This is a genomic window from Sutcliffiella tianshenii, assembly GCF_016908565.1.
GTDB lineage: Bacteria > Bacillota > Bacilli > Bacillales > Bacillaceae_I > Sutcliffiella_A > Sutcliffiella_A tianshenii.
Genome location: NZ_JAFBED010000006.1, coordinates 1 through 26,203, shown reverse-complemented (window position 1 = coordinate 26,203; position 26,203 = coordinate 1). Strand labels below are relative to the sequence as shown.

28 protein-coding genes are annotated in these 26,203 nt (G+C 45.3%); 2 read left to right on the top strand and 26 right to left on the bottom strand.

The window, feature by feature from the left end; genetic code table 11:
- Positions 1-27: 27 nt before the first annotated feature.
- Both yqiS and JOC95_RS13880 read right to left on the bottom strand, forming a co-directional pair.
- The gene (gene yqiS / locus JOC95_RS13885; RefSeq protein WP_204417416.1) at positions 28-927 is read right to left on the bottom strand and encodes a phosphate butyryltransferase; all 900 of its coding nucleotides are present in this window, start codon (positions 925-927) and stop codon (positions 28-30) included.
- A gap of 136 nt (positions 928-1,063) precedes the next feature.
- On the bottom strand, positions 1,064-3,112 hold the full coding sequence (locus tag JOC95_RS13880; protein ID WP_204417414.1) for a sigma-54 interaction domain-containing protein: 2,049 nt from the start codon (positions 3,110-3,112) through the stop codon (positions 1,064-1,066).
- 209 nt (positions 3,113-3,321) lie between these two features.
- Between JOC95_RS13880 and JOC95_RS13875 the strand changes: the two genes are divergently transcribed.
- Entirely contained in the window at positions 3,322-3,555 is a 234-nt protein-coding gene (locus tag JOC95_RS13875) for a DUF2627 domain-containing protein (RefSeq protein WP_204417407.1), read from the top strand.
- Positions 3,556-3,595: 40 nt separating this feature from the next.
- Here JOC95_RS13875 and JOC95_RS13870 read toward each other — a convergent pair whose 3' ends face one another.
- Complete coding sequence (locus JOC95_RS13870; protein WP_204417405.1) at positions 3,596-4,315, bottom strand: glycerophosphodiester phosphodiesterase; 720 nt, start codon at positions 4,313-4,315, stop codon at positions 3,596-3,598.
- Positions 4,316-4,416: 101 nt separating this feature from the next.
- Here JOC95_RS13870 and JOC95_RS13865 point away from each other — a divergent pair, with 101 nt between their 5' ends.
- Complete coding sequence (locus JOC95_RS13865) at positions 4,417-4,566, top strand: YycC family protein (RefSeq protein ID WP_204417403.1); 150 nt, start codon at positions 4,417-4,419, stop codon at positions 4,564-4,566.
- A 153-nt stretch (positions 4,567-4,719) separates the two neighbouring features.
- Here JOC95_RS13865 and spo0A read toward each other — a convergent pair whose 3' ends face one another.
- From spo0A to JOC95_RS13750, 23 genes are all read right to left on the bottom strand, one after another.
- Positions 4,720-5,511 (bottom strand): sporulation transcription factor Spo0A, encoded by a 792-nt coding sequence (gene spo0A / locus JOC95_RS13860; protein ID WP_204417401.1) that lies wholly within the window; start codon positions 5,509-5,511, stop codon positions 4,720-4,722.
- Positions 5,512-5,794: 283 nt separating this feature from the next.
- Positions 5,795-7,087 (bottom strand): SpoIVB peptidase, encoded by a 1,293-nt coding sequence (gene spoIVB / locus JOC95_RS13855; protein WP_204417399.1) that lies wholly within the window; start codon positions 7,085-7,087, stop codon positions 5,795-5,797.
- A gap of 375 nt (positions 7,088-7,462) precedes the next feature.
- A complete protein-coding gene (recN, locus tag JOC95_RS13850; RefSeq protein ID WP_204417397.1) occupies positions 7,463-9,169 on the bottom strand; it encodes a DNA repair protein RecN in 1,707 nt (568 codons plus the stop codon).
- A gap of 467 nt (positions 9,170-9,636) precedes the next feature.
- Positions 9,637-10,086: a transcriptional regulator AhrC/ArgR gene (gene ahrC / locus JOC95_RS13845; protein WP_204417395.1), complete on the bottom strand. Its 450-nt coding sequence runs from the start codon at positions 10,084-10,086 to the stop codon at positions 9,637-9,639.
- 120 nt (positions 10,087-10,206) lie between these two features.
- Complete coding sequence (locus JOC95_RS13840) at positions 10,207-11,040, bottom strand: TlyA family RNA methyltransferase (RefSeq protein ID WP_204417393.1); 834 nt, start codon at positions 11,038-11,040, stop codon at positions 10,207-10,209.
- 5 nt (positions 11,041-11,045) lie between these two features.
- Entirely contained in the window at positions 11,046-12,938 is a 1,893-nt protein-coding gene (gene dxs, locus JOC95_RS13835; protein ID WP_204417391.1) for a 1-deoxy-D-xylulose-5-phosphate synthase, read from the bottom strand.
- Between the two features lie 386 nt (positions 12,939-13,324).
- Complete coding sequence (locus tag JOC95_RS13830) at positions 13,325-14,221, bottom strand: polyprenyl synthetase family protein (RefSeq protein ID WP_338083101.1); 897 nt, start codon at positions 14,219-14,221, stop codon at positions 13,325-13,327.
- Positions 14,222-14,467 (bottom strand): exodeoxyribonuclease VII small subunit, encoded by a 246-nt coding sequence (locus tag JOC95_RS13825; protein ID WP_204417382.1) that lies wholly within the window; start codon positions 14,465-14,467, stop codon positions 14,222-14,224.
- Positions 14,460-15,815, bottom strand: coding sequence for an exodeoxyribonuclease VII large subunit (gene xseA, locus JOC95_RS13820; protein WP_204417380.1), 1,356 nt, complete (start codon positions 15,813-15,815; stop codon positions 14,460-14,462). Before xseA ends, JOC95_RS13825 begins: the two co-directional genes overlap by 8 nt.
- Before the next feature lie 94 nt (positions 15,816-15,909).
- The gene (gene folD, locus JOC95_RS13815) at positions 15,910-16,782 is read right to left on the bottom strand and encodes a bifunctional methylenetetrahydrofolate dehydrogenase/methenyltetrahydrofolate cyclohydrolase FolD (protein WP_204417378.1); all 873 of its coding nucleotides are present in this window, start codon (positions 16,780-16,782) and stop codon (positions 15,910-15,912) included.
- A gap of 32 nt (positions 16,783-16,814) precedes the next feature.
- On the bottom strand, positions 16,815-17,210 hold the full coding sequence (gene nusB, locus JOC95_RS13810) for a transcription antitermination factor NusB (RefSeq protein ID WP_204417376.1): 396 nt from the start codon (positions 17,208-17,210) through the stop codon (positions 16,815-16,817).
- Positions 17,211-17,590: 380 nt separating this feature from the next.
- Positions 17,591-17,995 carry an Asp23/Gls24 family envelope stress response protein gene (locus tag JOC95_RS13805; RefSeq protein WP_204417374.1) on the bottom strand — a complete coding sequence of 135 codons (405 nt, stop codon included), beginning with the start codon at positions 17,993-17,995 and terminating at the stop codon, positions 17,591-17,593.
- Positions 17,988-19,367 (bottom strand): acetyl-CoA carboxylase biotin carboxylase subunit, encoded by a 1,380-nt coding sequence (gene accC / locus JOC95_RS13800; RefSeq protein ID WP_204417366.1) that lies wholly within the window; start codon positions 19,365-19,367, stop codon positions 17,988-17,990. The genes JOC95_RS13805 and accC overlap by 8 nt, the downstream gene beginning before the upstream one ends.
- Before the next feature lie 12 nt (positions 19,368-19,379).
- Positions 19,380-19,874: an acetyl-CoA carboxylase biotin carboxyl carrier protein gene (gene accB, locus JOC95_RS13795; protein ID WP_204417364.1), complete on the bottom strand. Its 495-nt coding sequence runs from the start codon at positions 19,872-19,874 to the stop codon at positions 19,380-19,382.
- 274 nt (positions 19,875-20,148) lie between these two features.
- Positions 20,149-20,760 (bottom strand): SpoIIIAH-like family protein, encoded by a 612-nt coding sequence (locus tag JOC95_RS13790; protein ID WP_204417362.1) that lies wholly within the window; start codon positions 20,758-20,760, stop codon positions 20,149-20,151.
- A gap of 2 nt (positions 20,761-20,762) precedes the next feature.
- Positions 20,763-21,428, bottom strand: coding sequence for a stage III sporulation protein AG (gene spoIIIAG / locus JOC95_RS13785; protein WP_204417360.1), 666 nt, complete (start codon positions 21,426-21,428; stop codon positions 20,763-20,765).
- Positions 21,429-21,434: 6 nt separating this feature from the next.
- Positions 21,435-22,067 (bottom strand): stage III sporulation protein AF, encoded by a 633-nt coding sequence (gene spoIIIAF, locus JOC95_RS13780; protein WP_204417350.1) that lies wholly within the window; start codon positions 22,065-22,067, stop codon positions 21,435-21,437.
- Between the two features lie 15 nt (positions 22,068-22,082).
- Positions 22,083-23,252 (bottom strand): stage III sporulation protein AE, encoded by a 1,170-nt coding sequence (gene spoIIIAE / locus JOC95_RS13775; RefSeq protein WP_204417348.1) that lies wholly within the window; start codon positions 23,250-23,252, stop codon positions 22,083-22,085.
- A gap of 26 nt (positions 23,253-23,278) precedes the next feature.
- Positions 23,279-23,668, bottom strand: a complete 390-nt coding sequence (gene spoIIIAD, locus JOC95_RS13770; RefSeq protein ID WP_204418101.1) for a stage III sporulation protein AD — start codon at positions 23,666-23,668, stop codon at positions 23,279-23,281.
- 16 nt (positions 23,669-23,684) lie between these two features.
- Positions 23,685-23,888 (bottom strand): stage III sporulation protein AC, encoded by a 204-nt coding sequence (spoIIIAC, locus tag JOC95_RS13765; protein WP_204417341.1) that lies wholly within the window; start codon positions 23,886-23,888, stop codon positions 23,685-23,687.
- Between the two features lie 19 nt (positions 23,889-23,907).
- Positions 23,908-24,423 (bottom strand): stage III sporulation protein SpoIIIAB, encoded by a 516-nt coding sequence (gene spoIIIAB, locus JOC95_RS13760; protein ID WP_204417338.1) that lies wholly within the window; start codon positions 24,421-24,423, stop codon positions 23,908-23,910.
- The gene (gene spoIIIAA, locus JOC95_RS13755; protein ID WP_419096244.1) at positions 24,411-25,349 is read right to left on the bottom strand and encodes a stage III sporulation protein AA; all 939 of its coding nucleotides are present in this window, start codon (positions 25,347-25,349) and stop codon (positions 24,411-24,413) included. Before spoIIIAA ends, spoIIIAB begins: the two co-directional genes overlap by 13 nt.
- Positions 25,350-25,408: 59 nt before the next feature.
- Positions 25,409-25,690 carry a YqhV family protein gene (locus tag JOC95_RS13750; protein WP_204417337.1) on the bottom strand — a complete coding sequence of 94 codons (282 nt, stop codon included), beginning with the start codon at positions 25,688-25,690 and terminating at the stop codon, positions 25,409-25,411.
- Positions 25,691-26,203 lie beyond the last annotated feature (513 nt).

The window sequence follows — 26,203 nt, the reverse complement described above, 5'->3', positions numbered from 1 at the left end:
GATAGTGTTGATTTTTAGTTAGATATATTATTTAACAGAACAGACGGCTAATGCTAATGAATTCAATTTACTTTCCGCCGAGTCTGCTCTTGATGTTAATACAATCGGAGCTTTGGCACCTGATATGATGGCACCGACCTTTGCATTTGCAAAATAGATAAGTGATTTATAAAGGACATTTCCCACTTCGATGGTAGGTACAAAAAGGATGTCTGCTTGTCCTGCCACTTCACTTTTGATTCCTTTATGCTCTGCTGCAAGTGCGCTCACAGCATTATCCAATGCCAAAGGACCGTCAATGATGCAGTCCTTGATCTGGCCTCTGTGGTTCATCTGGGTCAGCAGCGCAGCATCGACTGTCGCCTGCATCGCCGGATTAACAACCTCCACTGCGGCGAGTGGTGCAACTTTCGGCATCTCAAGCCCCAATGCCCTGGCTACAGATACAGAGTTTTGTACGATCTGCACCTTCTGCTCTAATATCGGTTCGATATTCATCGCCGCATCAGTGACAAAAATAAGTCGGTCATAGCCCGGCACCTCAAATGCTGCCACATGGGATAACACACTGCCCGTGCGAAGACCATATTCTTTATTCAGAACTTCTTTCAATATAGTAGCTGTCGGGACATTGCCCTTCATCAAAACATCTGCCTCTTTACCGGAAACCGCCTTCACGGCTAGCTGTGCCGCTTCCTTTGCAGTGGCCGCAGGAACAATCCTTACGCCTTCATGCGAGCTTTCGATTCGATGGGAGGCAAGCATGCCAGTGATCTTTTCCTCATCACCGAATAGGATAAAAGAAGCCAGATCCTTTTCAAGTGCATGGGCGACCGCTTCCATCACCTCAGCATCCTCGGCAGCTGCAATTGCTACTACTTTGGATGGCAAATGGGTTGCTCTGCTGATAAGTTCATCTAGTTTCATCTCTTCAACCCTTCCTTTCTACACCATAAATATAATATGCAAGAAGCGTGCCAACACAAAAATCATGTAAACGCTTTATTTACCTTCAATCGTATATGCCAAAATTTGCGCATCGTGCAATATTTTGCATGCAATATTATACAAGTTGAAACTTTTCCATTTTATAATAAAGATTGCGGATGGATACTCCGAGCTCTTTTGCCGTCTTCGTTTTATTGCCTTTGTTCTTCTTCAGGGTCTTTTGGATGATTTTTGCTTCGTACCCTTCGAGCATTTCCATCAGCGTCTGATTTTCCGGAATGGCTTCAGTAGATTCCTGACTGACACTTTCACCTTTGGCAAGGGCTGGAATATGGCTCGTATCGATGAACACTTCACTATACTGCATGAAGATGATGGCCCGTCCAAGGACATTCTCAAGCTCCCTGACATTTCCCGGCCAGTCATAGGAACCCAGGTAATGGATCGCCTGAGGCGTCAATCCCTCTACATTCCTACCATAGTCCTGATTGATCTTCCTGATCAGATGCTCGCTTATCGCTTCGATATCCTCTTTCCTTTTCCTTAAAGGCGGGATATGGATCGGCATCCTGTTCAATCGATAGTACAGGTCTTCCCGGAAGGTCCCGTTCGCGATGCCCTTTTCGAGATTCACATTCGTTGCTGCAATGACCCGAACGTTGATGGATATCGCTTTTGTTCCACCAACCCTGATAATTTCATTTTCTTGCAATACCCTTAATAGTTTTGCTTGTGTATTGGCAGACAATTCCCCTATTTCGTCAAGGAAAATACTACCGTTGTTCGCTTCTTCAAAAAGCCCTTTCTTTCCGCCGCGTTTAGCCCCGGAAAAAGCACCCTCTTCATAGCCGAACAGTTCACTTTCCAACAGGGATTCAGAGAGCGCCGCACAATTGACACGGATGAACTTGTTATATTTTCTGCTACTTCCATTATGGATAGCATGGGCAAATAATTCTTTCCCCGTGCCGGATTCCCCGCGCAATAAAACCGTTGCAGGGGTTTTCGCACCGAGCTTCGCCTGTTCGATTGCAAGGCTCATTTCCTCGGAGGAACCGATGATATCCTCAAAGGAGTATTTCGCTTCCAATGTCCGGATGATCTGTCTTGCCCTGTCCAGCTCTGTAGTAAGCGTCTGGATTTCGGAAACGTCATGGATGACCCCGACACTTCCCTTCAGCTTACCGTCCACAATGATCGGCGCGACATTTACAATGACCTCTTTTTTACCAGGCCCAACCTTCAGGTTAACCCCCCGCACCGCTCTCCTTGTTTCCAGCACCTTCATATGCATGCTGTCACCCTCGGAAATATCAGCAGTGGCAGGCTTACCGATTACCTGTTCTTCCTTCAGGCCTGTAAGCCTTGTATATGCAGGGTTGATCATCAGTCCGCGGCCAAATTCATCCACAACCGATATCGCTTCATCGGAGGATTGGATGATCGCCTCGAGCATTGTCTGGATGCCCTTGAGATTGGTGACTTCCTCAGCCAGGTTCACGACTTCCGTAATATCCTTGAATACCGCAAAAGCCCCTATCACTTTTCCATCCTCATCAATCAATGGGGATCTTGTAGTAATGATTTTCTTGCCGTTCTCCAGAATCATTTCTTTGTTTTTTTCGACTCGTTTTGTATGTATCACATCAATCAGTCTGCTTGACGGAATATACTCGAGAACATGCTTGTTTTCAATGTGCTCTTTTTTTATTCCTGCAATCCGCTGCGCACTTTTATTGAACAGGATCACCTTGCCGGACTGGTCGACTACCAATAGGCCGTCATGGAGGAGGTTGAAGATAAGATCCCGCTTATGCGATTCGTACTTCATCTTCGCAATGAGGTCTTCCCGTTCTTCCACAAGCTTTGCCGTAATGTGTGCAACCGTTCCTGGTACTAGAACCGTGCTTTTATCTTTTTTATCTCTTATTTCTTGAAAAACCTCTTCGGATCCGGTGGCTTCAATGATGATATCAATCTTTTCAGCAAGAAACTCTTCCCACTTTTCACCAACTGGTATCCCCATCCTGGATGCCATCGCCAAGCCCGCAGCATTTTTATCAATATCAACCACTGCAACAAGGTTAAACATCCCTGAATGCGTTAACATTTTTAAAATCGCAGAGCCACCTTTACCAGCGCCAACTATCAGTACAGTCTGCATAACAAACCCCTTTATTTAGTTAAGAACGACTAGTGAATCATCTTCTACCATTATTGTGTCATCCAGTTGTAAATTGAAAGAAAATTCATAGTCTTCTTATAAACGTATGAAATATCTTGCATACTTCTATCATAAACGGTTTTTTTCGTCTAAGCAAGACAAAATCTGATATAATATGTTCGAACGCTCGGAAAGTGAGGCACATATTTATGCAACGAATAATCGCATTAGTCATAGTTCTAATACCGGGATGTCTTGCTGTATACGGAATCAAGCTGATGAGGGACATGGTGTTTAACATCGGCCATCCTCTGATTCCTTATCTTTGGTTGCAGTTCTTGATAGGACTTCTTTTCTTCCTGGTCGGACTGTGGTTTGTAGCAGGATTCATCTTTTATAGAGATCGCAAGCGCAGTAAAGTGCAGAAACGTTTTCAAAAATAAAAAAATCCGGTACTCCTGATGCGGAGAACCGGATTTTTGTCTATTTCCTAAGCTGCACGGCAATTTTCGGATAGTCCGTGAAAAAACCTGCACAGTTTATCTCAAACAATTTTTTCATCACTTTTTTATCATTTACTGTAAAGGGCCTTACAGGCACCCCCGCTTTCTGTGATTGCTCGATCAAAACCGCCGGACAAGCTTTGATACTAGGATGGATTCCGTTACCGCCGACCCATTTCGTATATTCCCAAGGCTTATAAATCCCTTCCATATACAGGACCGCCTTGTCTATATCAGGAACGAGCTTATGGAGTTTGGCAATGCTATAATGATTAAAGCTTGAAAAGATGATGTTGGAATGAAGATCATATTTGTCTATCAGTTCTACGACTTTCTCCTCCAGCCCCTCATAAGCGATGATCCCATTCTTTAGTTCAATATTGATAAGAATGCCTTTACCCTTTGCCCAGTTGAGCACCTGATCAAGAGTCGGTATTGCAGCTGCTTTATATTGATCAGCAAATTTATAGACCGCATTCAGCTTCTGCAATTCCTTCAGCTTCATATCTTTTACAAAGCCTTTGCCATTTGTTGTCCTGTCGACTTTTTCATCGTGAATGACAACAGGTATCCCATCCTTGCTCAGTTGGACATCCAATTCAATGCCGTCTGCCCCATCTATATATGCCTGCTCGAAGCTGATCATCGTATTTTCAGGATGAGTGCCGGCAGAGCCGCGATGACCGAATATTTTCGTCATGTTTTCACACCTTTCGATATTCCCCTAAGAATAAGAGTTACAAAAAAGCTCTTTTTTTAGTAAAATAAATGTATTACATATTAAAAAAAGAGGTGAATGAGATGCGTCCATTGCAAATCTCCGCAGAAACCGCCCAAAAACTCGCCAAAGCATTAGATGTACCGATCGAACAGATCATGCACCTTCCACAGCACATATTAGTGCAAAAGTTAGTGGAAATCGAACGCGAGGAAGCAAAGAAGAATAGTTGATTTGGATTAAGTATAGCTTATCATATAATATAACGTAAATTATTTACTTGGGGCGGACATTGTGTGCGCCTCTTTATTTTTGATGAAAATAAAAAATGACCAATAATCGGGATTACTGGTCATTTTTAGACGTTATTCTTATTCCTTACCCTTTCAGGAAGCTCTGTGCTCCAGGCGCAGCTTGTCAGCCACCATAGCGATGAACTCACTATTGGTAGGCTTTGCTTTTGTCATGGATACGGTGTAACCGAACAAGGAAGAAATGCTGTCGATATTTCCGCGGGACCATGCAACCTCGATGGCATGGCGGATCGCCCGCTCTACACGGCTCGCAGTTGTGTTGTATTTCTTTGCAATATCCGGATATAGAACTTTTGTGATGGAACCCAACAGCTCAATATCGTTATAGACCATGCTGATCGCTTCCCTTAAATATAGGTAACCTTTGATGTGTGCCGGTACGCCGATTTCGTGAATGATGCTCGTGATGTTCGCATCAAGGTTTCTACCTTTTGGTTCTGGGCTTGAAGGACGGAAGGACGATGAACCTGAACGCTTCAGGATCGGTGAAGATTTACCGCTCACCTGACGGATGTTGCTTACCAGATTTTCCATATCGAACGGTTTAAGGATGAAATAGGATGCACCAAGATCAACAGCTTTCTTTGTTACATCTTCCTGGCCAAAAGCTGTAAGCATGATCACATTCGGCTGCTTCTCAAGATTCAGCGAGCGCATTTTTTCCAAAACGCCCAAACCGTCAAGATGAGGCATAATAATATCTAAAATTAAAACGTCCGGTGACTTGTCCTGGATTAATTGAAGGCATTCCTGACCGTTATGCGCAACCCCTACAACTTCCATGTCTTCCTGAGCTGAAATATACTCCTCTAACAGGCCAACCAATTCACGATTATCATCTACGACACACACTTTGATTTTCATACAGCTAATTTCCTCCTCAGTCCCTATACATTCTTTTCTTTGGTTTTTAATTTTCTCTATATTTTTATTCTAAATGTTAAATTCGACAATGCAACCACTTTTCCTCTAATATTTTAAAAAATCCTTAAAATTATTAGAAAAAGAGGGTTTTTCTTCAGATTCCTTCTTTTTTCGACTAAATACGCATAAAGTTGCAATTCTGCCCCTCTGTTTGTCGAAAAATCTTTATATTTTCTATGATAACGTAATTTAATACCAAATAAAAGAAAAAAAGCGAGCTGGATCAGCCCACTTTCTTGAGGTTTTCCTTTTTATAGATGTCAATTCCCGCTTCATTCAGCATCCATTCGATGTGGACGCCATAGCCTGAAGTCGGATCGTTGACAAACACGTGTGTCACTGCGCCGATGACCTTGCCGTTCTGTATGATGGGACTGCCACTCATTCCTTGGACAATTCCACCTGTTTTCTCTAATAGTACCGGGTCCGTTATCTTTATGACCATCCCTTTTGTTGCCGGGAACTTTTGTGGAATCGAGCTGATCACTTCCACATCAAACTCCTCCACTTTGTCCTCATTCACCACTGTCAGTATTTTTGCAGGGCCTTCTTTTACTTCATGTGAGAGCGCGATCGGCAATGCTTTGTCCATGATGCCGTTTTGGATATCCTGATGGAGCTTCCCGAAAATGCCGAACGGGCTGTTTCTCGTGATATCACCGATGGAAGAACGATCGCTCGAGAAGCGTGCCAGCTTCTCACCCGGCATCCCATTGCTTCCTTTTTCAATCGATGTCACGGTGGAACGGACAATCTGGCCATCCTGAACAACAATCGGCTTCTTGGTATCCATATCTGATATTACATGGCCAAGTGCACCGTATTTCATAGTGATGGGATCATAAAAAGTCATGGTCCCGATTCCAGCTGCGGAATCACGTATATACAATCCGATGCGGAATGTACTGTCCTGCTTGTCTTTTAAGGGAACTAATTTCGTTTCGATGGTTTTCTTATCTCTGGATATGACTACATCGAGCGGAGCACCGGTTTTTCCGGCATTTTGAACAAATGGGGCGACATCGCTCATCTGTTCAATTGTTTCACCATTGATCTTTGTGATGATGTCACCGACTTGTATGCCAGCAATTTCACCTGGCGACTGCTTTCCCTCTACCGTATCCACTTGGTGATGACCGACAACCAATACACCTAAAGTATTTAATTTCACACCGATGGACTGACCACCAGGATACACTTTATATTCAGGGATGACATCCACATTCACTTGCTTGATCGGGATACCGGCAAGCTCTAGGACAACTTGGCTTTCCCCGCTTTTCTTACCGTTAAGAGCGACTGCGCCATTTGCCGTATCTATTCCAACAGAAGGTTCATTCCCCTTCACAACCGCATTTACAGGTAATGATGACTGAAAATTGATACCTTGCCCTTCAAACATCGTTATTTTATTGGGAATTTGGATAAACTCTTTAAATGGTTGACTTGCACACAATACCATGACTGAAACAAGGAGAAATACACCGATAATTTTTCTAATTAAATCTTCTCTCAAACTTTTTCACTCTCCTCGCTCCTATCCCACACCTTTCATGGCTACATTATATAATTTTGCCTTCTACGCCCACATTTATAACCAATATATAAATAAAAAAGCTACCCATTATGGATAGTTATACAAGGTATGAGGGATGTATAAATGAAGCTGTGGTGAGTTTGTGGAGTTTTCGGAGGAAATTTTGATCGGTTTTCACTCTATTCTCACGTAAAGAGAGGTTATTCTCACGTTACTCCGTTTTATTCTCACGTAACGCATACTAATTCTCACGCAACCTCTTTCTATCCTCACGAAACAGCACTATTTTCTCACGCAGACAGAATAGACAAAAAAAAGCGCTCCCCAAGTCGAAAATGGGAAACGCTAAATCCTTTAAGCCTGCTTCATACTGCCGGCAAGCTCCAATAATTCTTTTGCATGCTCTTTGGTGAGGCTTGTAATTTCCACACCGGAAATCATCCGGCCGATTTCGCGGATTTTCTCTTCTTCACCAAGGACGTTCACCTTGGTTTTCGTACGTTCTCCCTTTACATCCTTGCTGATGAAAAGATGAGTATCGGACATGGCAGCCACTTGCGGCAGGTGGGAGATGCATAGCACCTGAGAATCCACGGAAACCTGATAGATCTTCTCTGCGATGCTTTGCGCGACACGACCGCTTACACCTGTGTCCACCTCATCAAAGATGATCGAGGTGATGCCCTGATGCTTTGAGAAGATGCTTTTCAGCGCCAGCATGATCCTGGAGAGCTCTCCACCGGAAGCGACCTTTGCCATAGGCTTCAACGGTTCGCCAGGGTTGGTCGTGAGATAGAACTCCACCATATCCACGCCATTTTTCTGAAAAAGAAAACCGTCCTGGCCTTTTTCTTTTCTCACTTCAAAATGGACATCGAATATCGCTTTTTCCAAGTAGAGATCTTTAAGCTCCTTATGGATGCTCTTTGTCAGCTTTGCAGCAGCCTTCATTCGGGCTTCCGTCAACGCTTTTGCTTCAAGTGCAAGATCCTCCTTCAACGATTGCAGGGATTCTTGCAGCTGGTGAATGTGTGAATCACGATTCTGCAGAGTTTCCAGCTCTTCCTCGATTTTAGAGGCGTATTCCAGGATCTCCTCAACGGAACTGCCATATTTCCTTTTCAACTGCTTGATCTCATTCAGTCTGCTTTCGATGAAATCAAGGCGCTTTGGATCGAATTCGAGCTGATCGATTTCGTCCCGCAGCTGGTAGGACAATTCTTCAAGCTGGTAGTAGGAGTTTGAAATCGTATCAAAAACATCCTTCAGGTTCTTATCGATCTCCTCAAGGCCTTCCGCTTCGGACATTGCCTGTCCTATCCAGTCGAGTGCCTTTTGTTCCCCATGCATGGAATAGTAGCAGTTGTTAAGGGACTGATAAAGCCGCTCATAGTTGCTGATCTTGGTTCTTTCCTCAAAAAGCTCTTCATCCTCATTGATGGTAAGCTGGGCGTTGTTGATTTCCTCTGCCTGGAATTGGAGCAGATCAAGCCGGTGTGCCACTTTCTGCTCGTTTTCCGTCAAGTGAAGAAGACGCTTTTCTACATCCTTATATTCTTTGTATATCTCAGTATAGGCAAGCAGCTCTTTTTGAACCGCTTTGCCCCCGAACTGGTCAAGAAGGGCGAGATGCAGATCGGGATCCATGAGTTCCTGATGCTCGTGCTGCCCGTGGATATCGACAAGGGTCTGTCCCACTTCGCGCAGGAGGGCGATGGTCACAAGCTTCCCGTTCACCCTGCAGACGCTTTTGCCTGTCGCATGGATTTCCCGCCTCAAAACGACCATCTCATCTTCAATATCTATGCCAAGCTCCTTGCAGACCCGATAGCACGGATGGGATTCGTCCTCAAGCAGGAACAGCCCCTCAAGCTCTGCACGTTTTTCCCCAAATCGCACAAATTCATGGGAGCCCCGTCCACCGGCTAGCAGGTGGATTGCATCGATGATAATGGATTTCCCTGCACCGGTTTCACCAGTCAGTACAGTCAGCCCCTTATCAAAAGAGATTGACAGGGATTCGATAATAGCAAAATTTTTGATCGTTAATTCTGCAATCATTCCATCACTTCCTTTACGGAATCTTTCTATTTTTTGCTCCATTTAGCACCGCTGTTGATTTCCGCAATAGGCTTCGCTTTCCGCAGGCTTGCCTGAGCCTCCTCGGCTTTTGCCTGCGGGGTCTCAATCTAACCGCTATCTCCCGCAGGACAAGGAAGGCTCCGGCAGCGATAACATCGCACGAAGAAAATGCTCGCATTTTCGAGGAGTCTTCGCCTTTTGCTCCAATCACCAGCTAATATTCTTTTAAAAACTTCCAGCAAAGGCCCGACCCTGCCGACTTTGGAGCCCAAACGGATGAATTTTGTCGAAATATGCGTTTTATCGATATGTGCTGTGTTTTCGTTGATATATTGAAATTTCCGTTGATATACGCAAATTTTCGTTGATATCCTGAGCGGATTCATCGATAAATTGAAATTTTCATCGATATCCCACTTCGGAACATAGACAAGCGGCAATAAATTTTATAGCATATTAATAAATTTTTCGGAAAGCTCTTCGGCCTGGTCCGGGGTGCGGCAGATGATCAGGCATGTGTCGTCGCCACAGATGGTTCCCAGTATTTCCGGCCAATCGAGGTTATCGATCAATACACCGATTGCATTGGCGTTGCCGGGCATTGTTTTCATGACGATCATATGACCTGCAATGTCGAGTTTGACGAAAGCGTCCATCAGGGATCGCTTCAGCTTCTGCAATGGGTTAAAGCGCTGATCGGCTGGAAGACTATATTTGTATCTTCCGTCCATCATCGGCACTTTCACAAGGTGCAGCTCCTTGATATCCCTTGAAACTGTTGCCTGTGTGACATTGAATCCTGCGCTTTTTAAGCGGTCCACCAATTCGTCCTGTGTTTCCACTTCACTGTTTGTTATAAGTTCTCTGATTTTTATATGTCTTTGCCCCTTGGTCATTTCGGCACCCCTTAAATATATCTATGTTGCATGACAATACCTAGCTTTATGTTAATTCAAACCTTCTCATATGTAAAAGAAAACCATCCCCGCGCGTTAAAAAAAGGAACAACTGAAAAGTCATTCCCCTTTTTCTGCTTTTAATTGTTGATGCGCCTCTGCAACCACTTGGGAAATGGTATTTTTCAGGTAGTCTGATCCAGCTTCCTTCGGTCCGGACCATTTCAGATGAAGGAGGAATTCGATATTCCCTTCTCCGCCTGTGATCGGGGAAAAAGAAAGATCCTGTACATCATAGCCTTCCTTTAAGCTGAAATCACGGATCATCTCAAGGACAGCCTCATGGATATTCGGATCGCGGACAATGCCTTTTTTGCCGACCTGTTCCCTACCTGCCTCAAATTGCGGCTTTACCAGCGCCACGATATCGCTATCTTGAACCAGCAATGTTTTCAGGACTGGCAGGATCAATTTGAGGGAGATGAATGAAACATCGATGCTTGCAAAATCGGGCATCCCCTTAGTCAGGTCAACTGGTGTGACATAGCGGAAATTGGTCCGTTCCATCACTTCGACCCGTTCATCCTGCCGAAGCTTCCAGGCAAGCTGGTTATAGCCTACATCGAGGGCATAACTCATTTTGGCTCCGTTTTGAAGCGCGCAATCCGTGAAGCCACCGGTGGAAGCCCCGATATCAAGGAGAATCTTTTCCTTTACATCCAACTCAAAGACTTTAAGCGCTTTTTCCAGCTTAAGGCCCCCTCTGCTGACGTAGGGAATAAGATTTCCCTTAACCGTCAATGGAGCATCGATCGCCACTTTTTCACCAGGCTTGTCCAGGCGCTGTTCATTTGTATATACAAGTCCTGCCATGATGGAACGCTTCGCCTTTTCCCGTGTTTCGATAAGGCCGCGCTCCACTAATAATACATCTAGTCTTTCTTTTTTCGTCATAAGTCCTATGCCCTTTTTTGTTTTCTTCTTGATGAGATCAATTTTACATTTTCAACGACTTTGGCAGCCGTCAGATCTATTTCATTCATCAGTTCCGCTACACTTCCGTGTTCGATGAATCGGTCTGGTATGCCCATTCTCACCACTCTGTTCGTGTAGCCGTGATCGCTGGCGAATTCCACGACCGCACTTCCGAATCCGCCCTGAAGGACAGCTTCTTCAATCGTCACGACCGGCAAGCCTGATTTGAAGAGATCATGCAGCATCGCTTCATCCATCGGTTTGATGAATCGCGCATTCACTACCTTCACGGATAGATCATCCTTCGACAATGCTTCCGCTGCCTCAAGCGCCATGCCGATCGTTGTACCGAATGTCAGGATTGCAGCATCCGTTCCTTCCTTCAGCACTTCCCATGAACCGATAGGGATTTCTTTAAGCTCCTCATCCATTTTCACGCCAAGTCCGTTTCCTCGTGGATAGCGGATTGCAATCGGTCCCCCGTCATACTTATTGGCTGTATAAACGAGATGCTGGCCCTCATTTTCATCCTTCGGCATCATCAGCACCATATTGGGCAGATGTCTTAAGAATGCAATATCAAAGACTCCCTGATGCGTTTCCCCGTCCTCACCAACAAGGCCTGAACGGTCAATACCAAAGAATACATTCAGGTTTTGGCGGCATACGTCATGCACAACCTGATCATAGGCTCTTTGCAGGAATGTGGAATAGATGGCCACAAACGGCTTCATCCCTTGTGTCGCAAGTCCGGCAGCCATCGTCACCGCATGCTGCTCGGCGATGCCGACATCATACATGCGCTCTGGGAATTCTTTCGCAAAATTCTCAAGCTTCGATCCGACAGGCATGGCAGGAGTGATCGCAACCACACGCTCATCCTCACGCGCTATCTTCCTGACAGTCTCACTTACCACACTGCTCCATGCAGGAGGTGCGCCAACCGGCTTCAGTACATCGCCTGTTTCAATCTTATAGGGGCCGATTCCATGCCATGTGCCGATCTTATCGGATTCTGCTGGTTCATAGCCTTTCCCTTTTTTCGTGACCACATGGATCAGCACTGGGCCTTCTGTTTTCTTTGCATACTTCAGGTTTTCTATCAAGTCGTTGTAGTTATGTCCATCAATCGGCCCGAGATACGTAAACCCGAGCTCTTCGAAGAACATCCCGCTCACCACAAGATATTTCAAGCTGTCTTTGATTCGTTCTGCCGTAGAAGCAAGTTTCCCGCCGACTGCCGGGATTTTCTTCAACAGCACTTCCAGCTCGTCTTTCACCCAATTATACTTGCCGGCAGTGCGCATTCTTCCAAGGGCACTATGCAGGGCTCCTACATTCGGTGCGATCGACATTTCATTATCATTGAGGATCACAATCATATCCTTTTTTTCATGACCGATATGGTTCAGGGCTTCAAGTGCCATTCCGCCTGTAAGGGCGCCGTCCCCGATGATCGGGATGACGTATTCCTTTGTGCCTTTAATGTCACGCGCTGCAGCCATCCCCATAGCCCCGGAAAGAGAGGTGGAGGAATGTCCCGTTTCCCATACATCATGCTCACTCTCATTGCGCTTCGGGAATCCGCAGAGCCCCTGATACTTTCGCAATGTGCCGAATTCACAGGCCCTGCCTGTCAAAATTTTATGTACATAGGCCTGATGCCCGACATCCCACAGGAATTTGTCTTTCGGGCTGTCAAACACTTTATGAAGGGCGATGGTCAATTCCACCACTCCGAGGTTGGGACCGATATGTCCTCCGGTAGTCGATAATTGCTCAATCAGGAACTTTCTCACGTCGGCACTTAAATCTTCCAACTCGGCAATAGACATTTTCTTTAGAAATTGCGGACTTGTAATCTTTGTAAGATCCAAAAGGGATCACTCTCTTTCCTTGCTGAATTCGCTTATTTTTTCTTTTTTGTTATAGTCCTCTGGAACCGTTTACTTATGGACCGTCCTGAGGAAGAAATGATGCCATTATGTTGCCGTCTGAAAAAATAGCCGCTAACACAAGTGTGATAACGGCGAAAAGCTAAACTCCAATTAATGGCTTCATTCCATTTATAAAACAATAGTATAATTCTGCACCTTATATGTTAAGCATTTGTATTTTCTTTACAATTATTTATAGTATTTCACGATGATGCCGCTTTCCCTTAGTCAGGATGGAGTATTGCCGGTGTCCGACAATACTCTTTGTTCCACTAACTATATCATAAAAAGCGGAAATGCTCAATTTTCCATAGGTTTTTTGTCGATTAATGGTCCCTTTTGGCAATCAGGTCACATAGTTGGAATAGCAGGTCGGATTCAAGGGGCAAGCCCGCAAGCAATTTTTTCGCCTGTTCTATGTGGTGGTCCAGTTTCTCCTTGGCACCTTCCATGGTCAGAAGTGCAGGATAGGTAACTTTTTCGTTCAGTGTATCAGAGCCGACCGGCTTGCCTATCTTTTCCGCTTCGCCTTCAATATCCAGGATATCATCCCTGATTTGAAATGCGAGTCCAAGGTGATCGGAGAATTCGGAAAGCAGGCTTAATTGGTCTTCCGTTGCATCTGCAAGGACTGCTCCGGCATAAATGCTATAACCAAGCAGCTTTCCGGTTTTATTCCGGTGGATATATTCGAGGTCCTCAAGCAACAGCTTGGCACCTTCCCCTTCCATATCCGCAACCTGTCCACCGACCATACCGGTGGGACCCGCAGCTTTTGCCAACTCTTTGACAAGCAGTATCACCTTTGAAGGGGAAACACCTTTTTCGAGCAGACTCTCCATTACTTCAAAGCTGTAGGTCAGGAGTGCATCGCCCGCAAGAATCGCCATTGCTTCTCCGTACACCTTATGGTTGGTCGGCTTCCCCCTGCGAAAATCATCGTCATCCATGCTTGGCAGATCATCATGGATCAAGGAATAGGTATGGATCATTTCTATCGCGCAAGCAACAGGAAGACCCAATTCCTCATTTTTACCGAAGGAATGCAGGGTTGCAAGCACTAGCAGGGGACGGAGTCTTTTCCCCCCGGCTTTCAAGGAATATTTCATCGATTCGACGAGTATTGACGGGGCATCGATGGTTTCCATATAACTATATAGCTTATCTTCCACTAAAGGTTTTCTATCGTGCAAAAAGGTTTGGAGGTTGGTATGTGTCGACAATTAAGCTTCATCCTCCTGTATCGCAAAGGACTCAAGTTCGCCGTTTTCCTTCAGGATCTTTTCCATTTCCCCTTCTACATGTGTCAGCTTGTCATGACACAGCTTGGAAAGCTTCATGCCTTCTTTATAGTGGGAAATGGCCTCTTCTAGCGGTACGTCCCCTTCTTCGAGTTTTTCCACAATAGCTTCCAGTTCTTTCATGGCCTCTTCAAATGATACTTCTTTTTTCGCCTTCTTTTCACTCATCTTCTTTTCGCTCCTTTATCTCTTGCACTTCACAATCGAGGGTGCCGTCCTGTAAATTGACCTTCACGGTGTCCCCGACCTTCACCTGCTCTTTGCTTTTGACGATTTCACCGCTGCTTGCGTATGCCACGCTATAGCCACGGCTCATGATCTTTAAAGGACTCAAACCATCTATTTTCGTTAACTGGTTCTTGAATTCCCATTGCTTTTTTTGCAACGCCTGCTGCATGTATTGGGTCAGCATTTTGGTCTGCTGCTTCAAGGAGTTCATTTCCGATTCAATCTGTTTTCTCGGGTGATTGCGCTCGAGCAATGAAGATACCTGCAATTGCTTGTCACGCTTTTTTTCCACAAGCCTCTTCATGGCTGTTTCCAGGTCATCCATCATCCGGTCGAGCTCCTGCTCCTTTTGTACATAAAGGTTCTTTGGGAATCTGAATGCATAGGACTTCTGAAGCGCAGTAAGCCTGTCCTTATATCCTTGCATCAATTTATTCGAAGAGTGATGCAACCTGAATTTCCTGTCTGAGAGCCGTTCCATCAGCTCATTGATGTGGGGAACCGCCAGTTCTGCAGCTGCAGTCGGCGTCGGTGCCCGCATATCCGCCACAAAATCAGCTATCGTAAAATCGGTCTCATGTCCAACAGCGGAGATGATCGGAATCTTTGAGGCAAATATCTCCCTAGCAACGATTTCTTCGTTAAATGCCCAAAGTTCCTCGATCGAGCCGCCTCCACGCCCCGCGATGAGTACATCCATTCCGCCGATTTGATGCGCTTGCCTTATCGCCTTCACAATGGAGGGTGCCGCATTGTTACCCTGTACAAGCGCAGGGATGACGACTATCCTCGTCAGCGGATATCTTCTTTTTAGTGTTGTGATGATGTCCCGGACTGCCGCTCCTGTCGGGGAGGTGATGACTCCGACCGTTTTCGGGTATTTCGGGAGGGGCTTTTTGTATTCAGTGGAAAATAACCCTTCGCCTGAGAGCTTTTTCTTCAGCTCCTCATAGGCCAAGTATAGGCTGCCTACACCATCCGGTTGCATTTCTTTTATGTACATCTGATACGATCCATTCGCCTCATACACGGTCAACTCCCCGCGTACAAGCACCTTCATCCCTTCTTCCGGTTTAAAGGCAAGGCTCCTGTTCTGCCCGGCAAACATCACAACCTGAAGCCTGGCATTCTGATCCTTCAGGGTGAAGTACATATGTCCTCTGCTGTGCTGCTTGAAGTTGGATATTTCACCCTTCAGCCATACATCCTGAAGATGGGGATCGACATCAAATTTTCTTTTTATGTATTTCGTCAGTGCGGTGACTGTCAAGTACTTGCGATCACTCATTCATGTCGCTCCTTTGTATCATCCTCTATTATAAAAGAATATGAAAAAAGACGGAAGAACCAATGTTCCATCCATCTCTAAACATACCATATAGTCAGGAAAACGTCTTGTTTGCCCTACCGATTTTTTGTGCAGATTGAAGGGTGTTCTGAAGCAGCATCGTGATGGTCATCGGACCGACCCCGCCAGGAACAGGAGTGATATAACTCGCTTTTTCCTTTACCGTGTCGAAATCCACATCTCCGCATAGCTTGCCGGTCTCCAGTCTATTTACACCTACATCAATGACAATGGCGCCTTCCTTTACATAGTCGGGACCAATAAGTTTTGCTTTTCCGACGGCTGCAATCAGGATGTCAGCCTGTTTTGTGATGGAGGAAAGATCCTTTGTCCTGGAATGGCAATACGTGACTGTGGCATCTTCTTTTAAAAGGAGCTGACCAACCGGTTTGCCGACAATATTGCTTCTGCCGATCACCACCACATGTTTTCCTGCAATAGGAATGTTCAGGGACTTGATCATTTCAACTATTCCATATGGGGTACATGGAAGGAAAGCCTGCTGATCGATCATCATTTTACCGATATTTACGGGGTGGAATCCATCCACATCTTTTTCTGGGGAAATTCTTTCAATGACTGCAAGTTCATTAATGTGTTTAGGCAAAGGCAACTGCACCAATATTCCATGAACCGTCTTTTCTTGGTTATAGAAAGTAATGCGTTCCAGCAGCTCTTTTTCTGTCAGTGTTTCGGGATAATGTTCCAAAATGCATTGCATGCCCGCTTCTTCACAAGCTCTCTGCTTTGCTCTGACGTATGAATGGGATGCAGGATCATCCCCGACCAAGATTACAGCCAAGCCTGGTTGCGTTTGTCTATCCGCTACAAGTTTCTGAACTTCTGTTTTGATGAAGGCTCTTTTCTCTGATGCTAGTTCTTTTCCAGATACGATTACTGCTGACATGAATAGCTCCCCCTTAAGCCTGCTACGCTTTATTAATTTTCAAAAGTTGTTTTTACTTTGGATAAAACCGCGTTGATGAAACTGCTCGATTTTTCGTCACCAAATACTTTCGCCAATTCAATCGCTTCGTCAATACTTACATTGACAGGGATTTCTGTTTCGTATTTCATTTCATAAACAGTCATACGCAGGATTGTGCGATCGACTGTCCCTAGACGGTCAAGTGACCATTTTTCCAAGTGCTGTTTAAGGGTGGAATCGATTTCTTCCCGGTGTTCCATTGTTCCAAATACAATGTTGTTCAGGAAGTCATCCGCTTTCTCGCCTTCTTCGAGCACATTTTGCACTGCTTCTTTCGGTTCTAGATCGCTAACATCCATCTGGAAGATAGCTTGAAGGGCTTTTTCCCTTGCTTTACTTCGCTTCATTCGTAAATCTCCTTATCGTGCTCAACTAGTATAAAAAGATAATAGCACATTATTATAAAAAAACACACATTTTTTACTCGTTTTTCACACAAAACACATACATTATTTCATAGCAGAATATATTCATTCGTGTTTTCGGATAATTCTACAGGCTTTGGGGAGCGTTTATTATCCGTTTATTCCATTTTTCAATTCAACATCATCATTACCTAGTTTCGCTGGTGTTATTCGTTCCTTTCAAAAAAGGAAAGCGCCTAAAATTGTACCGAACATTCCTATGGAATACAAGTAATTTTTAGTCGGGCACCATTGTCCTTTTGTACATAAAAAGGGGGCAGACATTCAATCCGTCCTGAATGCCTGCCCCCTATGTTCATATTTTAGATTTCCTGCTCTACTTCCACTTCATTCTTTTGCGTCTCAAATTGAACGCCAACGACATGGATATTCACTTCTGTGATTTCAAGAGCCGTCATGTTCAATAACGCCTGGCGGATGTTGTCCTGCACTTTTTGGGCAACAGTCGGGATGGAAACGCCAAATTGCATCACGCAATACACGTCCACTTTGATGCCTTCTTCTGAAAGGTCCACCTTGACGCCTTTACCATGGTTCTTCTTACCAAGTCTTTCCACCACTCCTGCGGCGAAGTTTCCACGCATTTGTGAAACTCCTTCCACTTCCGAAGCAGCAATCCCAGCGATCACTTCAATGACTTCTGGCGCGATTTCCACTTTACCAAGTGAACCGCTATTATCCATTTCCAATAAGTTTCTTTCACTCATGTTCGGACCCTCCTATTATTTTTGAATTCATGACATCATATTTTTCAAGGAATTTCGTATTAAAATTGCCTTCTTTAAATTTCTCGTGATCCATTAATTTCAAATGGAATGGTATTGTAGTATGCACACCTTCGATAACGAATTCGCCTAAAGCACGCTTCATTCTCGAAACAGCTTCTTCACGAGTTGCCCCGTAGGTGATAAGCTTTGCTACCATGCTGTCATAGTATGGCGGTATGCTATAGCCAGGATAAACAGCCGAATCTACACGAACCCCGAGGCCGCCTGGAGGGAGATACATTTCTATCTTACCAGGTGATGGCATAAAATTCTTTTCAGGGTTTTCTGCATTAATACGACACTCGATGGACCAGCCATTGAAAACAACCTCTTCTTGTGTCAAAGAAAGCTTTTCCCCAGATGCCACCCGAATCTGTTCTTTGATCAAGTCTACGCCTGTGACCATTTCTGTCACCGGATGCTCCACCTGAATACGAGTGTTCATTTCCATGAAGTAGAACTTTCTGTTTTGATAGTCATAGATAAATTCTATCGTACCGGCACCCGTATAGTCCACTGCTTTCGCCGCTTTTACCGCAGCTTCTCCCATTTCCGCACGCAATTCGGAATCCAGGACAGGGGATGGCGTTTCCTCGACCAGCTTTTGAAGACGTCGTTGAATCGAGCAATCACGCTCACCAAGGTGAATCGTGTTACCGAAGCTATCCGCCATCACCTGGATTTCCACATGGCGGAAATCCTCGATGAATTTTTCAAGATACACTCCAGGGTTTCCAAACGCTGTCGCAGCTTCCTGCTGTGTAATGGAAATCCCCTTTTTAAGTTCCTCTTCATTCCTGGCAACACGGATCCCTTTCCCGCCGCCACCTGCTGTTGCCTTGATGATGACAGGATAGCCGATTTCACTCGCGATTTTCACGCCGTCCGTGATGCTTTCAATGATTCCCTGTGAACCGGGCACGATCGGGACATTCGCCTTTTTCATCGTTTCCCTTGCGACATCCTTCGTTCCCATTTTGGAGATTGCCTCAGGACTTGGCCCGACAAACGTGATATTGCATTCCCTGCACAGCTCCGCAAAATCGGAATTCTCGGCAAGGAAGCCGTAACCCGGGTGAATTGCATCTGATGCAGTCAATTTTGCCACACTGATGATATTCGTAAAACTCAAATAGCTGTCCTTCGAAGCAGTCGGACCTACACAATAGGCCTCGTCCGCAAGCTGTACGTGCAACGAATTCTTGTCCGCTTCAGAGTAGACAGCGACTGTTTCAATATCCATTTCACGGCAGGCACGAATGATGCGTACCGCGATTTCTCCTCTATTTGCAATCAATAGCTTCTTTATCATGATACCCTCTCCTTATACTGTTTTTACAAGGAATAAAGGTTGGCCGTATTCCACCAGCTGTCCGTTATCAGCTAAAACCTCTACAATCTCGCCTTTAACTTCCGCTTCGATTTCATTGAAAAGCTTCATCGCTTCCACGATACAAACAACAGAGTTCTCTCCTACTTTATCGCCCGCCTGAACGTACGCCGCAGCATCAGGTGATGGGGAAGCATAGAACGTCCCAACCATCGGGGAAGTGATCTTATGCAGGTTTTCAGCTTCCACTTTTGGTGCTTCGTTTACCGGTGCCGGAGTTTCAGCTTTCACTTCCACTGCCGCAGGTGCCGCCGCAACTGGTGCAGCCTGTACCGCTTGAGGCTGTGGTGCAACCGGCGCACTGACAACCTTTTGCTCCCCTTGCTTTTTCAATGTGATCTTGGAGCCTTCATGCTCATACAAAAATTCATCTATTTTGGATTGGTCAATCAGTTTGATAATTTCTCTAATTTCTTGGATCTTTAACATGTCTTTCACTCCTTAAGTTCCTGTTCTTTTCTTTAGGTGATGGTTCGTTTGCTATGTAAACACCACAAGAGTTCATATTTATCATACGATACCGACCATCTAAATTCAACTAGAAATAGTAATAGATGTTATTACCTAGTGCTAAATTATGTTTTTATTTGAAAACGCTTTACTTCTCTATTCTCTTATTGAAGTTGGATATTGACAAGTTTTTTTACTCATTTGATAGAAAAATAAAACGGGCGACGCTTATGCGCTGCCCGTTCGGTTTATATTATTCGTTATTGCTTGTAGCGAAGTCGAAGGCGATGTTTTCGTTTCGGACATCTGTGAATTCGCTGCGGACGATGTGGTAGATTTCATTTACCATTTGCGGATTGTGTTCGCCGTTCACTTTTACCGTCACTTTGATCTGATCGCCGGTTACGCGGACGATTGCATCCTCGACATCTTTTCTGGATTTGATGCTAGTTTCGATGACAAGCTCTTTTTCTGTTGTTTGATTCAGCGCATTCAATTCATCACGTGCCTTGGAGATTTCCTCGGCAGGAAGATCTGTATTTGCCATTTGCTCATTCAGGTCTGCACGCTGCTGACTTCTGACGTTTTCTAGTTCAAGACGAAGTTCTGTGAAGGCTTCATCCCCTGAAATGTAGTTCACCACTTCATTACCTTCTTCTTCCGTACCTTCGGCTTCTTCACCGTCAGTTCCGGCTGTTCCTTCTTCCCCATCAGCTGGTTCTTCATTTCCTGCTTCTTCACCGATTCCCGGTACATCTGTTGCCATATTATCAGCTTCCTGGTTTCCTAAAAAGTAGTAGACCGATAGAACAAATACTAAACTTAACATGGTCAATAACCAGACCGTTTGTTTTTTCAATAACATTCTTATTCCCCCTTAGATTTTTTTGGAAGGACTGCCACCTTGTGCTGGGGCACATCGAGCACGCGTGTGACTGCTTCCAAAATCATTTGTTTGACATGTATATTTTCAGCGCCCTGTGCTACTACAAGCACACCGCGGATGACTGGCTTTTTTGTTTCCAGTACGATCGGGTGCTCGTCATTCCCTTTTCTTGACATGACAACTTGTTCTTCTTTTGAGCCGTCTGTGACACTACGTTTCCCTCCATCTTTGTCGGTTTCTTCCGTCGTTTGTGTGGAGGTGGTCTCGTTTTTCTGGAGCACCTTCTTTTCGGTTGCATCGACATTCACGACTACATTGACTTTGCCGACCCCGATTATTTCTTCCAGTGCCTCTGTCATCTGGCTCTCAAAACTAGCTTCATAGTCAGAGATAGTAGAAGGTACGTTGTCACCATCTTTTTGATTGAACACAGGTGTCTCGGACTCCGGCTGGGTCATTGCCGGGATGGCTGCGTTCAATGTTGACGCTTCCTCCCCTCCGAAGAAGAGGTTGCCAAACAGCATACAGCCTACACCAATCAGCAGGACGACGAGAAAGTACTGCTTTTTGGAAGACTTCTTATCTTTTGATGAATCAAATAAAAGAGATTTTAACCAAGGAATGAATGCTTGATTTTTCTTTTCCACCTTGTACTAATCCCCCCCTTCCACATCTACTGAGATTATTGTTTCGTGTAGTTGCCAGCGATCTGATAGGAATGCTGCGATGTTTCCTTCCCGACCGGAGTTTGGCGAAGAAGGTTCTGGTTCATTAGGTCTGGAGGTGTCAATCTGAACAGGCTTTACTACTGAGATGGCTGTCTCATCTGTTCCTTCTGCTAAAACTATCTCCACCATTTCAAGGTCTTCTTCTGTCGGTATCTCGGTGAGCTGATCTTGATTTTTCACAACAAGATTTACCTTTTTTACAGTTAAACCATATTGTTCCCTCAACTCCTCTTCCACATCTTCTTTCATTTGGACAGCCGCTTGTTCTAAAATATATGCAGAGTGGGAGGCTTGTATTTCTTTTTTCTTCATTTCTATTAAATTTTCTGTATTTTTTTCTGAAATATAGGAAGGATGGGTCATCATCTTGGCAAACATCTCGTCCATGTCAGTCGATAGAAGCTTCAGGATCGGCGTCAGGATCACGACTATCAATAAGAGGCCGATTACGAGCTTCGTATATTTCTGCATGCTTGAACTCGGCAGCAGCATATCCACGACAGTGGCCAGCAGTATGAATAGGATGATGGTGGTAATCCATTCTGTTAAGTAACTCACGACTTTTTCACCTACCTACCGGATCATGACGGTGATGTTACCAGCCGCCACAATGACCGTAATGCTAAGAAAAAACATGAATGAAACGATGGCAAGCGCAGCGAAGATATAGATGATGCTTTTGCTGATGATGTCGAGGCACGTGATGACCGTTCCCCCGCCAAGCGGCTGCAAGAGTGCCGCCGCCAGCTTATAGATGATGGCGATCGACAGGATCTTAATCGCAGGAAACGCGGCCAACAGTATGACGGTCGCAACACCAAGGATCCCTACCGTATTTTTCAATAGAAGAGAGGCGGTGATGACCGTGTCTGTTGCATCCGTGAACATCCTCCCGATCACCGGTATGAAGTTCCCTGTGACAAATTTGGCGGTCCGGATTGCGATTCCATCCGTTACAGCAGCGGTAGCTCCCTGCACCGAAATGACACCGAGGAATATCGTCAAATACATCCCAAGAATACCGATACTGACATTCCGGAGCAGCTGTGCAAGCTGAGTCACTTTATACTGCTCGCTTAACGTGCTGACGATACTGAGAACAGCGGACAGAAAAAGCAGTGGCAGGACCACATATTGGATCAGCATGCCGCTCGTATTCATAAGGAAAAGTATGATCGGATGAAAAAATGCCGCCGATACGAGCCCTCCAGATGATGCGATCAGCGCGATCAGCAATGGAATCAAAGCGATGATGAAGCCCGTCATGGCGGAGATCGCATCAAGTGTGTAGTTGATGACAATATGAAAGCTGTTCAGTGCGATGATGATGAGGACCATGAACACGACCGAATAGGCAATCTTACTGACCGTCTTCTGTTCAAAGGCATTTTGAAGCGTCTGCAGGAACATGCTGAATATCGTAAGCAATATCAGGCTACCAAGCAGCTTTCCGTTTGCCAGAAGCTCATAGAAAAGGTATTTCACAAACCCTTTCAGCCATTCCTTCAGTGAAAAGGACTTGTCCCCTTTTACAAACTCCATGAACGTCCCCTTCTGGCTTTCCGGAAGATAGCCACCGTATTCATCCATGATCCCTTCCCAGTAGACCTTGATCTCTTCGACGCCTACCCCTTCTATCTGGTCGGTCACGAGTTCTGATGGTGATGAGGGAGATGCTTGTACAGATTGTGGCAGCAAGTTAATTAGGATAAATAGTGAAAAAAATGCTAGAAGTATTTTCATCGAATTCCCCCTCCCAGAACTTCTTTTTAAGAAGGTATCAGGTTTATGATTGTTTCGATAATGACGGTGAGGATCGGGATGGCCATCGCAAGGATGAGAATTTTTCCTGCCAATTCAATTTTGGAAGCGATGGCACCTTGACCTGCATCCTTGGTGATCTGGGCGCCGAACTCGGCTATATAGGCAATCCCGACAATTTTTAAGATGGTCTCCACATAGATCAGGTTCACATTGGCATTGACCGCTATTCGTTCAAGCATCCTGATGACGTGGAATACCTGGTCAATCAGGAATAAAAAGATGACACATCCGACGAATACGACAAGCATGAACGCAAAGGTGGGCTTCTGTTCCTTGACGATCAGGGCGAGGAAGGTGGCAACAAGTCCAAGACCTACTATTTGAATGATTTCGATAGGTCAGCCCCCCTCATCATTGGAACAGGAACACCGATTTGATCTTTTTGAACAGGTCCTCCACGATACTTGCCACCATGAATAAAATATAAATAAAGCCAAGCAATGTTACCCAGTTTGCATATTCTTCTTTACCAAGCTGCTTCAGGACGGTATGCAGAAACGCCACCACTATGCCGATGCCAGCTATTTTAAAAATGATATCCACTTCCATGCCCATGAATGCTTCCCCCTATTTTTTACATCAGTAAAATAATGAGCAATAAACCTGACAGCACCCCTAAGCTTTTCACCATTTTTTCATAGCGGATCTGCTTATCCCGTGCCTCCAATTCTTCCCGTTCCAGATGCGTCATTGCCAGAAGTATATGTTTTTGCTGGGTATGCCTGTCATGCTGCCCCAGTGTGTCCCCGAACTGTTTCATGATTTCCAGCTCAGCCTTTTTGAAAGCGGTCGAATTCCAAACCTCATCCAAACTTTGATGCCAAGCATCCTTTGCATGGAGATTTGCCTGCTCCAACTTATTGGAAAAAGCTTCAAAGAACCAGGTGAGCGGCTTTTCCAACTGCTTGGCAATATTCCTTGTCGCCTCTGCAAGAGGGGTATGCCCATACATGATCTCCGCCTCGAGGGATTGCAGGGCGACCTTCAACTGGCGCAGCTGCCTCGGCCTTTCAGTCAGATGCCTTGCCGCTTCAAACCCGGCCCATGAAGTGGAAATGATGATAAGAACCGCGCCAATCAATTTGAACATCTTCTCACGCCCTCTTCCCGGTATATCTCTTCTCCAGCTTCGTTCAATATGCGTTTGATGGAGCCTGGCCCCTTGTGCCTCGACAGCTCGACGAACCGCTTGACTGCCCTTATGCTGATAATCTCGCGCAGTGTCGGCCGCATGAGGAGATCTTCATAGGAAAAGGCATGTACCGACATGAGAAGTCCCACCCCCGCATTTACCGCTTCCATGGTCGCCTCGCTATCTTCCATTCTGCCAATCTCATCCACGACGATTACCTCGGGACTCATGGAGCGGATCAGCATCATCATCCCCTCCGCCTTCGGACAACCATCGAGAACATCCACCCTCAGTCCCAAGTCATGCTGAGGAATCCCTTCCACACAGCCGGCAATTTCAGATCGCTCATCCACGACCCCCACCTTGCACGAAGCGATGTTTTTTTCCTTCACACCGCTGCTCATCACCCTTGCAAGATCCCTGAGCATGGTCGTCTTTCCTGTCTGCGGCGGTCCGATGATCATCGTGCTGAGCCAACGTTTTTGATAGAGGTAAGGAAGCAAAGGCTCCGCCACTCCTATTTTTTGTTTTGCGATCCGGATATTGAAGGAAGAGACATCTCTTATTGCCTTCACTTTGCCACTTTCGGTAATCACTTTGCCTGACAGGCCGATCCGATGCCCGCCAGTGATGGTGATATAACCCCGGCGAAGCTCCTCCTCCAAGGCATAAATCGAATATTTGCTTATTTTATTCAATAGATGAGTCCCATCCTCACTCGTGACGGTGTAGGCGAGAAAAAGCGGCAGCCCATCCACCATCACCTCCAGAGGCCGATTAATCCTCACCCGAATTTCCTCCATCCTGTCCATCGTCTGAGGTGACAGCCTTTCAATGACATTGGCCAGATTTGGTGGAAGCACGTTCATAATCCCAGCAATCATACAATCCCCTTCTTGTCCCTTTATTACTTACAATGTATGCGGGCCTGGTCAATATATGCTCATTTATAGATTCCATATAGGATGAACCCGACTCCGATCGCAATGAATACCAGTTTAGAAAAGGAAATCTCATTCGCCATACTCACCAACCCGATCATCATCGTGGAAATGAAAATGACCGGACCGACCACGGCAAGCATCGAATTCACCACCACCGCCTTCTTGACATCGTTGAGGTAGAGCATTAAAAATGCCGCACTGAGTTCCAGTACCCCCGAAAATAACCGAATGCCCGCCATCGATAAAACAGCAGGATCTATATTACCCAAAAGCTTTTTCATTGATTGGTTTTCCTCCCTTTTGAGTCCACACAATTTCCATTGTCTTGTACAACCTATGCTGTGGCGGGGGTGGGCAGAAGTGTTTTTTTGGGTGAGGGTGGGGGGAAATTGATATTACGTGGGTGTGATGAACTTTTTATCTATTAACTGGCTCGGGCGGTGAAAAGGGCTTTCATCTCACTTATGATGAACCTTTTGACTGGCTCTGGAGGCTAAAAGGGCTTTCATTCCGCTTATGATGAACCTTTTACCATACTCGGAAGGCTAAAAGGGCTTTCATCCCGCTTATGATGAACCTTTTGCCATGCTCGGAAGGCTAAAAGGGCTTTCATCCCGCTTATGATGAACCTTTTGAATGGCTCGGAAGGTGAAAAGGGCTTTCATTCCGCTTATGATGAACCTTTTACCATGCTCGGAAAGTCAAGTCCTGATTATTGTGTAAAATTGCAGGCAATGATTTCAACCCTATTATTTTTTTGGCGAAGCTTCCATGGACTTTTTTCTTCAAATCTG

Bases quoted from the DNA above. Each gene is read 5' to 3' on its own strand.
- yqiS (WP_204417416.1), bottom strand. From the start codon at position 927: ATGAAACTAGATGAACTTATCAGCAGAGCAACCCATTTGCCATCCAAA.
- JOC95_RS13880 (WP_204417414.1), bottom strand. From the start codon at position 3,112: ATGCAGACTGTACTGATAGTTGGCGCTGGTAAAGGTGGCTCTGCGATT.
- JOC95_RS13875 (WP_204417407.1), top strand. From the start codon at position 3,322: ATGCAACGAATAATCGCATTAGTCATAGTTCTAATACCGGGATGTCTT.
- JOC95_RS13870 (WP_204417405.1), bottom strand. From the start codon at position 4,315: ATGACGAAAATATTCGGTCATCGCGGCTCTGCCGGCACTCATCCTGAA.
- JOC95_RS13865 (WP_204417403.1), top strand. From the start codon at position 4,417: ATGCGTCCATTGCAAATCTCCGCAGAAACCGCCCAAAAACTCGCCAAA.
- spo0A (WP_204417401.1), bottom strand. From the start codon at position 5,511: ATGAAAATCAAAGTGTGTGTCGTAGATGATAATCGTGAATTGGTTGGC.
- recN (WP_204417397.1), bottom strand. From the start codon at position 9,169: ATGATTGCAGAATTAACGATCAAAAATTTTGCTATTATCGAATCCCTG.
- ahrC (WP_204417395.1), bottom strand. From the start codon at position 10,086: ATGACCAAGGGGCAAAGACATATAAAAATCAGAGAACTTATAACAAAC.
- JOC95_RS13840 (WP_204417393.1), bottom strand. From the start codon at position 11,040: ATGACGAAAAAAGAAAGACTAGATGTATTATTAGTGGAGCGCGGCCTT.
- JOC95_RS13825 (WP_204417382.1), bottom strand. From the start codon at position 14,467: ATGAGTGAAAAGAAGGCGAAAAAAGAAGTATCATTTGAAGAGGCCATG.
- xseA (WP_204417380.1), bottom strand. From the start codon at position 15,815: ATGAGTGATCGCAAGTACTTGACAGTCACCGCACTGACGAAATACATA.
- folD (WP_204417378.1), bottom strand. From the start codon at position 16,782: ATGTCAGCAGTAATCGTATCTGGAAAAGAACTAGCATCAGAGAAAAGA.
- nusB (WP_204417376.1), bottom strand. From the start codon at position 17,210: ATGAAGCGAAGTAAAGCAAGGGAAAAAGCCCTTCAAGCTATCTTCCAG.
- JOC95_RS13805 (WP_204417374.1), bottom strand. From the start codon at position 17,995: ATGAGTGAAAGAAACTTATTGGAAATGGATAATAGCGGTTCACTTGGT.
- accC (WP_204417366.1), bottom strand. From the start codon at position 19,367: ATGATAAAGAAGCTATTGATTGCAAATAGAGGAGAAATCGCGGTACGC.
- accB (WP_204417364.1), bottom strand. From the start codon at position 19,874: ATGTTAAAGATCCAAGAAATTAGAGAAATTATCAAACTGATTGACCAA.
- JOC95_RS13790 (WP_204417362.1), bottom strand. From the start codon at position 20,760: ATGTTATTGAAAAAACAAACGGTCTGGTTATTGACCATGTTAAGTTTA.
- spoIIIAE (WP_204417348.1), bottom strand. From the start codon at position 23,252: ATGAAAATACTTCTAGCATTTTTTTCACTATTTATCCTAATTAACTTG.
- spoIIIAC (WP_204417341.1), bottom strand. From the start codon at position 23,888: ATGGGCATGGAAGTGGATATCATTTTTAAAATAGCTGGCATCGGCATA.
- spoIIIAB (WP_204417338.1), bottom strand. From the start codon at position 24,423: ATGTTCAAATTGATTGGCGCGGTTCTTATCATCATTTCCACTTCATGG.
- spoIIIAA (WP_419096244.1), bottom strand. From the start codon at position 25,349: ATGATTGCTGGGATTATGAACGTGCTTCCACCAAATCTGGCCAATGTC.
- JOC95_RS13750 (WP_204417337.1), bottom strand. From the start codon at position 25,690: ATGAAAAAGCTTTTGGGTAATATAGATCCTGCTGTTTTATCGATGGCG.